This window comes from Enterovibrio norvegicus DSM 15893 (assembly GCF_900115495.1).
Taxonomy (GTDB): Bacteria; Pseudomonadota; Gammaproteobacteria; order Enterobacterales; family Vibrionaceae; genus Enterovibrio; species Enterovibrio norvegicus.
In genome coordinates, this window is sequence record NZ_FOWR01000005.1 from 53,032 (window position 1) to 63,376 (window position 10,345).

Annotated in this window: 9 protein-coding genes; 6 read left to right on the plus strand and 3 right to left on the minus strand. The window is 46.0% G+C overall.

Going from position 1 to position 10,345, the window contains the following annotated elements; genetic code table 11:
- Nucleotides 1–111: 111 nt before the first annotated feature.
- On the plus strand, nucleotides 112–852 hold the full coding sequence (locus BM082_RS04335) for a metallophosphoesterase family protein (protein WP_074925435.1): 741 nt from the start codon (nucleotides 112–114) through the stop codon (nucleotides 850–852).
- Between the two features lie 36 nt (nucleotides 853–888).
- A complete protein-coding gene (locus BM082_RS04340) occupies nucleotides 889–1,173 on the plus strand; it encodes a hypothetical protein (RefSeq protein ID WP_017010405.1) in 285 nt (94 codons plus the stop codon).
- A gap of 78 nt (nucleotides 1,174–1,251) precedes the next feature.
- Here BM082_RS04340 and BM082_RS04345 read toward each other — a convergent pair whose 3' ends face one another.
- A complete protein-coding gene (locus tag BM082_RS04345) occupies nucleotides 1,252–2,961 on the minus strand; it encodes a mechanosensitive ion channel family protein (RefSeq protein ID WP_074925437.1) in 1,710 nt (569 codons plus the stop codon).
- 301 nt (nucleotides 2,962–3,262) lie between these two features.
- On the opposite strand from BM082_RS04345, the gene BM082_RS04350 reads away from it, so the two are divergent.
- From BM082_RS04350 to BM082_RS04365, 4 genes are all read left to right on the plus strand, one after another.
- A complete protein-coding gene (locus BM082_RS04350) occupies nucleotides 3,263–3,796 on the plus strand; it encodes a cytochrome b (RefSeq protein ID WP_017010407.1) in 534 nt (177 codons plus the stop codon).
- A gap of 194 nt (nucleotides 3,797–3,990) precedes the next feature.
- On the plus strand, nucleotides 3,991–4,782 hold the full coding sequence (locus BM082_RS04355; protein ID WP_017010408.1) for a ParA family protein: 792 nt from the start codon (nucleotides 3,991–3,993) through the stop codon (nucleotides 4,780–4,782).
- Nucleotides 4,783–4,892: 110 nt separating this feature from the next.
- On the plus strand, nucleotides 4,893–5,525 hold the full coding sequence (locus BM082_RS04360) for a winged helix-turn-helix domain-containing protein (protein ID WP_229491677.1): 633 nt from the start codon (nucleotides 4,893–4,895) through the stop codon (nucleotides 5,523–5,525).
- Between the two features lie 82 nt (nucleotides 5,526–5,607).
- Nucleotides 5,608–6,387 (plus strand): DUF3307 domain-containing protein, encoded by a 780-nt coding sequence (locus BM082_RS04365; protein ID WP_074925439.1) that lies wholly within the window; start codon nucleotides 5,608–5,610, stop codon nucleotides 6,385–6,387.
- 126 nt (nucleotides 6,388–6,513) lie between these two features.
- Here BM082_RS04365 and BM082_RS04370 read toward each other — a convergent pair whose 3' ends face one another.
- Nucleotides 6,514–7,476: a TerC/Alx family metal homeostasis membrane protein gene (locus BM082_RS04370; RefSeq protein ID WP_017013706.1), complete on the minus strand. Its 963-nt coding sequence runs from the start codon at nucleotides 7,474–7,476 to the stop codon at nucleotides 6,514–6,516.
- 405 nt (nucleotides 7,477–7,881) lie between these two features.
- The gene (locus BM082_RS04375) at nucleotides 7,882–9,771 is read right to left on the minus strand and encodes a methyl-accepting chemotaxis protein (protein ID WP_017017295.1); all 1,890 of its coding nucleotides are present in this window, start codon (nucleotides 9,769–9,771) and stop codon (nucleotides 7,882–7,884) included.
- Between the last annotated feature and the right edge of the window lie 574 nt (nucleotides 9,772–10,345).

A 10,345-nucleotide genomic window follows, 5' to 3' on the forward strand; every position in this document is an offset into this window, starting at 1 on the left:
GTATTGGGTTCATTCCTCTCCCTTTTTTTACCTACGCGTTTATGATGCATGTGAAGGTGCCGGCATCTTCAGGTCATCGGGTATAGCATTGTTGAGCAAAGGGAGAAAGGCATGCGCATTGCGCTGATATCAGACATTCACAGTAATATTTACGCACTGGATGCCGTGCTTGATGACATTCGCCATCAAGGTGTCGATGTGGTGGTGAACTTGGGTGACATCCTCTACGGGCCCATTGCGCCGCGCGCGACTTACGAACGCTTGATGGAAGAAGATTTCCTTACCATTCGCGGCAATCAAGACCGACAAATTTACGAAGCGACGCAGACCGACATCGATTCAAATCCCACCATGGCATTTATACTCGAGGATCTGGGTGAAGCGCCGTTGACCTGGATGCGAAGCCTACCTGCCACTTATGCGCTTAACGATGATGTGTTTTTTTGTCATGGGACTCCCCAAGATGATTTGATTTATCTGCTTGAAGACCTTAAAGAAGGTGAGCCTACTCTGCGTGACGAATCTGACATTCTTCGCCTGTTAGCGGGCAACACCCATTCACTTATTTGTTGTGGTCACACGCATTTACCTCGGTTGGTCAAAACCTCAACGCAGCAATACATCGTTAATCCGGGTAGTGTAGGTTTGCCAGCATACGCAGATGATGAGCCCGTATGTCACAAAATGCAGACATTCAGCCATCATGCCTCATACGCCATTGTGGACGGAGAAGGCGCTGATTGGCATGTCTCCCACAAACGTATTGATTACGACGTTCATCGCGCAGTGAAAGCGGCGAAAGAAAGAGATCGTTTGGATTGGGTGTCATTTTTGTCAACGGGGCGTGCATAATCATGCTGGCGTGTACTCGACAAGCTGAGGGATCGCATGGCAACAAAATATCAGTTCTTTACTCTTCCGAATTCGGACAGGAAAAAATACACCTACCTTGATATGGCATCAGACACATTCCTTGTCGAAAAAGCAGGGTTGTTAGAACAAGGGTTTGAGATTGAAGATGACGTCATCCTTGCTGAATCATCAGAAGAAGCGGTTGAGAAATACAAGTCGAACTTCATCTATGTTATGGAAGACTATAATGCCTCAACAAACGTGTTCTATACCCTCTACATGATGTTCAAGTCATTGTTTACGTCCAAGAAAAATGTGTAACGAAACGATGTAAAAAAAGCGCCGAGTGAGGCGCTTTTTTGTGGGTGTGATACAGGCTCAATGCTCTGCTATCTGCTGCTAGAGCTCGTTTTTAGGCAAGGGAGGAATGTCCGAAGATGCCATGTGTAAATGCACATCTTGTTGAGGGAAAGGTATCGATATGCCTTCTTTATCAAAGCGGATTTTTACTTCCCTCGTCACATCCCAGTACACATCCCAATAGTCGTCGGTTTTGACCCAAGGGCGGACGATGAAATCAAGCGAAGAACTGTTCAACACATGCAGCTTGATCACCGGCTCGGGTGCACGAAGCACCGATGGGTGATTCATCACGATGTCCGTGAGCACCTTTTCCACCTTCTCTACGTCATCGCTATAGCTGCACCCAAATACCATATCAACACGTCTTACGCGCTCATGCGTGACGTTTTTGATCACGTCGCCCCATATCTTGCTGTTTGGCACAATGATGATTTGGTTATCGAAGGTTTTGATCGTGGTATTCACCAAACTCATGTGGCTAACCTTGCCTTCAACACCGCCCGCAGACACGAAATCTCCCACATCGAAAGGGCGGTAAATCAGCAGCATCATGCCCGCAGCAAAGTTAGACAATGTATCTTGTAGGGCGAAACCAATAATGACACCCGCGATACCAAAACCGGTCAGGATCGGCGTGAGGTTCAAGCCAATCTGAGACAGCGCAATCAGGATACCGATGAACCATACTGCTTTGCCGGACATCGAAATAAAGAACTCTTGCATTAGCATGGACAGCTTGAAGTTCTTCGTGGCGACGGCATGTTTCACCACGCGGCGGGTGATGTTGGCAATTTGTCGCGCGACCAGCAAGATGACCAAGAACACAAACAGTTGGAAGATATGTTGCGGTGCGTTTTCAATGAACCAGTTGCCGAACTTGCTCGACCAGGTTTTGACAATCGCAAAGATGACGTCAGTGCTCAGCAAGTCCTGCGTGACGCTGCCGGTCACTTCAAAATATAAACGTTTGTATTCGGCGCTTGGAATACCTTCTTCATCCGCCATTTCAATCATGGTGCGCAGGCTGGTGGTTGTGATGTCCATTCTGCGTTGGGTGATGAGTTTTCGCAGCTGAATCGCCGCCTTTTCTGATTCAGGTGCGACACTGAGTTGCGCGTTATCTGCGCTTAGTTGTTGTTTTAAATACTCAATGTTAGCGGCCAGTTGTTCAGTGCGTCTGATGATGTCTTTATCGAAGTTTTTTTGAACGGTAGGGTCTAAGGCATCGAGTTTTTTCAGCCAGTCAATGTTTCGTGATTGCTCCTCATACAAACTGTCGAGGTACTTTCTTGCTTCACTGTAATCACTGAGCAGTGCAAACTTGTCTTCGCTGTTCGCGTTGCTGATTTCCTCAGACAGTTTGGTAGAGCGTTCAGTGAGGTATTTTATCCCACCTTTGCTGTATTTCTGCTGTTGGTTGACTTGTGCGATGAGGAACTTGGCGTCTGTACTCTTTCCTTTGATCGCTTGAGAGATCAGCGTTCGCAGCTCTTCGTTTTTTTGAAACATTTGAAGCTGCATAGCCAGCTTATCTTCGCCTACCGCCTTGTCTTGCAGGATAACGAGTTCGGCTAAATCGCGATTGAAATCCTTTATGCGTTTTTCAAGAGATTCAGAGGGTGACGATGAAGCAGCAGTTGGCGTTGCTGCAGGCGCTTCAGAGCTAGCAAGTGTCGTGCCTGAAAACAGTGCAAAACATAAGAAGAAAAGTGGTAGGGCACCATGCAGATGCTTTCTGACAATCATCGAGAGACCTCATAAATATAGGACGGAAGCAGGTTGAGAACAGTATGGCATTTAGTACAGAGGCGAGCACTGGAAGTTCTTCTCACTCCTGGCTTTTTTCTGAATTCACCTATCAAAATTGAGATAAAAAACCGTTTGTGAAACACCGTTTTCCAATGTGTGTCAGATACGATCAATGGCATAAGTAAACATCAAATATTTGCCCCTTTTTTTTACCTAACTTTACATGCTGCTCATTGTTTAAGCGATTGACTGGCGCTAAATTAGCCTTACTTAAAATAATGATAATGGAACATGTAAAATGAGTAATGTGTCGCCTCTATCTAAACCGACGATCTATTTTCATTGGTTAGTCGCCATCAGTTTTATCGCAGTGCTTGCTTTTGGTTTGTATGTGGAAGATTTACCAAAAGGGCCTGAAAAAGGTGAGCTGATCGGCCTACATAAATCTTTTGGTGTGCTCGTCCTTGTTTTGGCTGTCTCTCGTTTGTTGTGGCGCTTTAAGGAAGGATCCATTTCTTCTCTACCAGGCTCACCAAGATGGCAGGAAAAAATCGCTGTGGGTGTTCATCATCTTCTTTTGCTCGCGACCTTATTGATGCCCATTTCCGGTATCGCCATGTCGCTTGGTGGTGGCCATGATATCGGTGTATTTGGCGTTACGCTGATTACCGCCGGCGAGAAAAACGAGCTGCTTGGTCAGATAGGCCATACAACACATGGGGTACTTGCCAATATTGTATTGGTGACACTCGCACTGCATGTGCTTGGGGCGCTTAAACACCACATTGTCGATAAAGATGCCACGCTAAAACGCATGTTAGGGAAATCCTAACGCTGCGTGAGCCTCAGTGAGAAAGCCACCTTCAAAGGTGGCTTTTTTCGTTTTCCTCGTTGAATTCTCGTACTTTTATTCCATCCCCCTAAATCGAGAGCTTCCTTCACTTTTCTGCCTTAACAACCTGATATTGTTAATAGATATGCACAGTTCGTGGTCGTGCTTCTTCATTGTTAACAAGGGCAGGGATCATGAGACGGATCATATTCAATCAAAAAGGCGGCGTAGGTAAATCAAGCATTACAGTAAATCTTGCCGCACTCAGTGCCGCGAGCGGCAAAAAGACATTGCTGATAGACCTCGATATACAAGGCAACAGCAGTCATTACTTGGGCGTTGATATCAACGCCAAAACGGAAAGAAGCGTTGCGGATTTATTGGATCAAACCGTCTCTTGGTTTTCAATGTCCACGCCGATTAAGCAATTTCCGCAAGCAACGGCGTATGAGAACCTCGATATCATCCCGTCAAGTCCACGATTGGCTGCGTTAGAACCTGAGCTTGAGCGTCGTTATAAAATCTACAAACTCCGCGATGCGCTGGATGAGTTAGAGAGCGAATATGATCGCATTTATATCGATACGCCACCAAACCTGAATTTCTACAGCAAAGCGGGGCTGATTGCCGCGCACAAATTACTGATTCCTTTCGATTGCGACAGTTTCTCACACCAAGCCTTGTTAACATTAATGGACAACCTTGCTGAACTGCGTGATGACCACAACAAGAAGCTGATGTTGGAAGGCGTAGTGGTGAACATGTTTAACGCACAAGCGAAGTTCCCAGGTCAAATTATTGAAAACGTGCGAGAGCTTGGGCTACCTCTGTTAGAACCTTTTATTCCTCAATCTGTGAAAATGAAGGAATCGCACTATCAACAAATGCCGCTCGTTCATTTCGCACCGAAACATAAGCTTTCTCAGAGTTTCGCAGCGTTATACGACAACCTAGAAGTCCAGATTGAAGACAAAGAAGCTTGTTAGTGACCTTATCTGGTCACATTTGACAATGTTACGTATTAACGTAACAATCTAAAGAGTTACATTTTTGTGTAACTCTTTATTTTTGTGCTTTGGTTGACGTGAGTGGAAACATGATGAGTGTTGCAGGTGTCATAACAGGGGATATCGTGGATTCCACCAAAATGGATGAAGCCACACGCCGGCGATGTTTATCGGCCATAGAAGCGTGTTTTACCGCTTTTGGTGACTGCGCGAATGGCGAAATATACAGAGGGGATGCGTTCCAGATATACACGTCAGCGCCCGACCAACTCCTTTACATGGCCATCAAACTCCGGTTGAGCTTACTGCGTCTTGAGCCCTCTGCAGACGTAAGATTGTCTCTGTCTGTCGCTAAAGCAACGGCGAGAGAACTGCCGGTCCGTATGTCGAACAACAGTGAGGCATTTCTTCTATCAGGGCGACATCTCGACGCAATGAAAAGCGAGCGCTTAACCTTCAGTGCGGATGACGAAGCCTTTGCGGATGATGGCAAAATGGTGTGCTCACTGCTTGATGATGTAATGAGTGGATTAACCGTGAAAATGGCCATTGCACTTGATGTTTGGATTGAAGACTCTTCGCTCTCCCACGCTGAATTGGCGGAAAAGGTTGGTCTTTCACGCAGCGCGTTTACCCGTATTATCAACCGTGCAAACTACGCCAAAGTGGAAAATGTACTCGAATGGTATCAGCGTCGATATCATCGCTATCTTGCTGGATAGTATGTCTATAATTGCGCGTATATTTGTTTGCAATACTCGTAAAACCGTCAAGTAAATCAACGAGAAGGAGAAGGCAGAAGAAATGATACTCACCGTATTTCTGACCATGGTGGCGATTCACGTATTTGTTGAGTTCTACGTTATTCCTGAAGATGGTGTGGGGCCACGCTTCTTACGCAGATCCCGTGGCGAAGAAAATACAAAGAAAACGCTCAACCGTAGATTGATTGTTTCTGTGCTTTGCCAAAGCATCTTGATGCTCATCGCGCTTCTCTTTTTCACGCATACATTTCTCTATGCATTCGGTGCTGCACTGTTCATCGGTTTGTTTGCCTTCGTGATTGATGTGTGGGGCGTAGAACGAGTCACGACACTGCGGTTACTCGTGATTAAACAAAGCGCTCACCTTGGTCTACTGCTTTTTGTGGCGATAGCGATAGCCTCATCAGATGCGAGAAGTGAAGCGATTACCGCGCTTCAACAGCAAAGTTGGTGGGGATTATTTTCAGGCGTGTTGGCGTATTTGCTTGCGATGAAACCTTCTTCCGTCGCGATTTCATTGCTACTGCAAAATTGGACGCAGGAATTGAACGACGCGTCTGATATTGAAAAGAACCGCCCACTGAAAGATGCGGGTACCTACATCGGTTATTTTGAACGCGCGTTGATTGTTACCTTTGTGCTTTGGGGGCAATTGCCCGGCGTTGCATTGGTGTTGGCGGCCAAATCTGTCTTCCGCTTTGGTGATATGAAAGATCACGGTAGCCGAATGTTCACCGAGTACGTCATGCTAGGTACGTTTGCAAGCACACTGTTTGCGATAGCGAGCGGCGTGTTAGGGCTTTACCTCGTTCATCTTTGACGTGTAAGCGTTGAAGCTTGAAACAGGCTCTGGCGTGATGCGTTTATCCATCAACGATCGCTTTCTCTTATTACACAAAAACAAAAAAAGGCACCGACGTGCCTTTTTTCATTTTAATCACTGCCGTTAAGCAGCGGCTTTTTCTATTCGGCGTTGTTTCCAAATAGACGCGCCAATGCCGACTGCCAACGATGTCACAATCACCCCTAAAGAAACCGGCGTTGCAATCGCAAACGGCGTTTCGATAAGCAGCATTTTCACACCGATGAAGCACAGCATGAATGCCAGCGTGTGGTGCAGGTAAGCAAACTTGCTCAGCATGCCACCCAGCACGAAATACAGTGAACGCAAGCCGAGTAGGGCGAACACATTCGCGGCCAATACGAGGTAAGGTTCTTGTGTTACCGCAAATATTGCAGGGATGGAATCCAGTGCGAACATCACGTCAGTCATCGCGATAACCAGCACAACCACCAGCATTGGGGTTGCGAGGATACCCACCGCGTCGCGGATCAACAGTTTGTTGCCGTGGTAATCTGGACTTACGCGCAAGAATTTCTTCACCATGCGGACAGGAAAGCCATCCGAAAACGATTCGTCTTCTTCGCCATGCTGACGCCACATTTGAACACCCGTCCAGATCAAGAAGAAGCCGAACAGGTAAAGCACCACGTGGAATTTCGCGATCAACGGTGCACCTAATGAAATCATGATGCCACGCAGTATCAAGGCACCCACAATACCGAGCATCAGAATGCGTGGTACGTTTTTCTCTGGCACTTTGAATTGGCTAAAAATCAATGCAAATACAAAGAGGTTATCAACGCTCAGTGACTTTTCAAGCAGATAACCCGTGATGAAAGCCGTTGCCGCTTCGCTGTTTGACAACAAACTTGTTGGCGACATGTCAGGCCAAAAGAAAAATATCGCACCAGCGAAAAGAAACGCGAGAGCAAACCAGAATACGCTCCAAATGGCTGCAGAACGGAAGCTTATACTGCCTCTTGTTAGGAGCAAGTCGATGCCTAGCATCAAAAGCGTAAGAATTAACAGGCCTTCATAACCTGAGAAGAGTTCACTTAAGAACATGATACCTCCGCGAGCGGAAGGGACAGGAAAGCAGGGTAGCCTGACCAACCGCAAAGCTAAAAAAAGAAAAGCAATACGTGGTGTTGGTCTTGTCAGAACTCAATGATGATGAGTTCTCGCGTGCCGGAAGCATAAGCTTCGGGATGACGACAGCGCGACGAAATGACTACTCCCCAAAACGCCGCAATAGTAGTGCTTTTCACCTTAATAGAAAACAAAAATATTGTGAATTCGTACCAAATTAAACGCCGAGAAAAACACGAGGTTGTTGTTTTGGTTATCGCTGAGGTTGTTAGAAAGTGAATCGTGATCGAATGGCTGAAAACGGAGGTGCGAGAAACAAAATGCCCTGTCGATATTGCGTCGACAGGGCATTGGGTTGTTACTTTTCAGTGTTTATTGGTGTTAAATCTGGAACTTCGCAATCGCAGCGCTCAGTTGTTGGTTAGACGCTGACAGTCGTTGAACATTACTTAACGTCGCTTCACCGCTCACATTCAACTGTTCGACCATTTCACTGATGGAATGAATACTCTTACTGATATCGTGTGACGCTTGATTTTGCTTATTAGTGATTTCGGTAATATTGCTGTTGAGCTGATTAATTTCATTGACCGATTCCGCCATGACATCGAGATTTGCATCCACCAAGTTGGTTTGTTCAACCGACTGCAAGCAACTGCGTTTGGTGTTTTCTATTGATTTAACGGCATTGTCTGTACCTGCGTTTAGGTTTTGCAGCATGTCGTTAATTTCAGAGGTGCTTTGTTGCGTACGACTTGCTAACGCACGCACTTCATCAGCAACCACCGCAAAGCCACGGCCTTGCTCACCGGCACGTGCGGCTTCAATAGCAGCATTCAGTGCTAGCAGGTTAGTTTGTTCAGCAATGTCACCGATAACGGTTAAGACAGATGCAATCTTCTCAGAGTTCTCGCTCATGTTTTGAATGTCAGATTCCATGTCCGTGATTTCTTGGAGTAGGGAATTCACACTCGTGACAGACTCTTTGACTTTCTGCTTTGACTCAACCGTTTGGGTATTCGTCTTTTGCGTGCAACTCAAGGCTTCTGATGCGCTTTCTGCCACCGTTTCTACTGTCGAATTCATGTTATCGATTTTCGACACAACGTCTTGAGTGACCTGGCTGTGATGGTGGAGAACGTTGTGATTTTCATCTGTCTTGCTCTTCACTTCTTCCACTTCATGAGAGATCTTCTTCGTCGCGTCAGAAATGCCACTCACGATGTCTTGTAGATTCTGAGCAACTTCATTCATTCCATTTGCAATTAAGCTTATTTCATCGCGAGACGTCACGTTAACGCGAGCGGTGAGGTCGCCTCGTGCTAAGCGTTTCATCGCGCGGATAATGTCTGATAGCGGTCTAAGGAGCTTGTTCACCAGCAAAATCGCGATCCCTGTAATCAAAATCACTTGGACAATGGCAAAGATAAGGGAATCAATTCTGCTTGATGTCACGCTCGCGAAAGCGGCTTGTTCATCCATTGCGATTGCGAGGAACCAAGGTGTTCCTTCTACAGCGTGAAGATTAAAGAGGTAGGGCACATTTGCAATGTTCATCATGCTGACATCTGTACTGGCAGCGAGTGAGTTAAGTGCTTCGGGCGTTAGCTGAGGTGTCAGTTCTGTGGCGGGTTGTAAACTCACAGAAGGGTTAACGCTGGCAAGAATCGTCGCGTTGTTATCCATCAGTATCGCTTGCGTATTTTCGTTGCTGATACTGTTGATGTAGCTTATCAGTTGACCAATTTTGATGTCGCCAGCGATAACCGCTGAGTCACCATTATTACGCGTGTATTTTTGAGCGATAGTGACAACCGCTTCTCCTGTCGAAGAATCTTTATACGGTTTGGTGATGATAGGGCCTTCAGCCGACGAGGCACTGATATACCATGGCCTCTGTCTTGGGTCGTATCCCGCTTTCGAAGGTTTCGCATTATAACGAATCATTTCACCTTCGCTTGTTCCTACGTATACAGATTCAAAACCGCCCGCTACGCGCGCTTGATCAAGGTAGGAATAGATGGGGATATTCTGTGCATTCACATCGCTGTTCATCGCACTTTCAATGACTTCGATGCGAGGCTCAATCCAATTTTGGATGCCCTTGGCACTGGCAATACCCACAGAGTCAATGAATTGCGCGACAGATTGCTCCGTGTATCCGACCAGCTGTTGGTCTTGTCGTTGAAACTGAACGGCAGCAACAACAATGATAATAGAAGCGATAGCGAGTGATATTTTGTGTTTGATCGAGCGAGGTAGAATCATCATAACGTCTCTACATTGCGAATTAAGTGTTTTTGTTAAGACACTCAAGTAGCATAGAACATGACACTCAATTGATCCTTTCAAGTTCATGAGAGACAGTAAGAAAATGCTCAATAAGCACCGAAAAGTTGACGCTGATACGTCTAAATACGTGTTTTATCGATAAGACGGAAAGGAGAGAAAAAGTCTCAAAGACTATGGGGTGGTGTCGTGCCTCATTGCCATCGATCCAACCCGTTGACTCACTTTCTTTTATGGGAAAGGGCAGACATCGAATCATTCAAAATGAAGAGACCTTAGAAACCGAGCACGACCCGTATTCGGATACCGCCTTACTCATTTTGAACGCAGCGGAGAAATCAGTCGGCCATATGAAAAATGGTGAAACATCAAAGAGCCTTGGCTGTTTTAAGGCTTATCACTCGGAAAGTTATCATGATTTTATTGCGCGGCAGGGTGCGTACGTTCTTCATATTTCGTATAAATGAAGAAAAATCTCATTGAGTTAGATTTTTCTCTGTCCAACGTTGCTTCCTACCATCACAAAGAGATTTTAGAGAACGATGAATTATTAAAG

What these genes read in the sequence shown, in the direction of transcription:
- BM082_RS04340 (WP_017010405.1), top strand. Translation starts at nt 889, where the DNA reads ATGGCAACAAAATATCAGTTCTTTACTCTTCCGAATTCGGACAGGAAA.
- BM082_RS04355 (WP_017010408.1), top strand. Translation starts at nt 3,991, where the DNA reads ATGAGACGGATCATATTCAATCAAAAAGGCGGCGTAGGTAAATCAAGC.
- BM082_RS04350 (WP_017010407.1), top strand. Translation starts at nt 3,263, where the DNA reads ATGAGTAATGTGTCGCCTCTATCTAAACCGACGATCTATTTTCATTGG.
- BM082_RS04365 (WP_074925439.1), top strand. Translation starts at nt 5,608, where the DNA reads ATGATACTCACCGTATTTCTGACCATGGTGGCGATTCACGTATTTGTT.
- BM082_RS04345 (WP_074925437.1), bottom strand. Translation starts at nt 2,961, where the DNA reads ATGATTGTCAGAAAGCATCTGCATGGTGCCCTACCACTTTTCTTCTTA.
- BM082_RS04335 (WP_074925435.1), top strand. Translation starts at nt 112, where the DNA reads ATGCGCATTGCGCTGATATCAGACATTCACAGTAATATTTACGCACTG.
- BM082_RS04375 (WP_017017295.1), bottom strand. Translation starts at nt 9,771, where the DNA reads ATGATGATTCTACCTCGCTCGATCAAACACAAAATATCACTCGCTATC.
- BM082_RS04370 (WP_017013706.1), bottom strand. Translation starts at nt 7,476, where the DNA reads ATGTTCTTAAGTGAACTCTTCTCAGGTTATGAAGGCCTGTTAATTCTT.
- BM082_RS04360 (WP_229491677.1), top strand. Translation starts at nt 4,893, where the DNA reads ATGATGAGTGTTGCAGGTGTCATAACAGGGGATATCGTGGATTCCACC.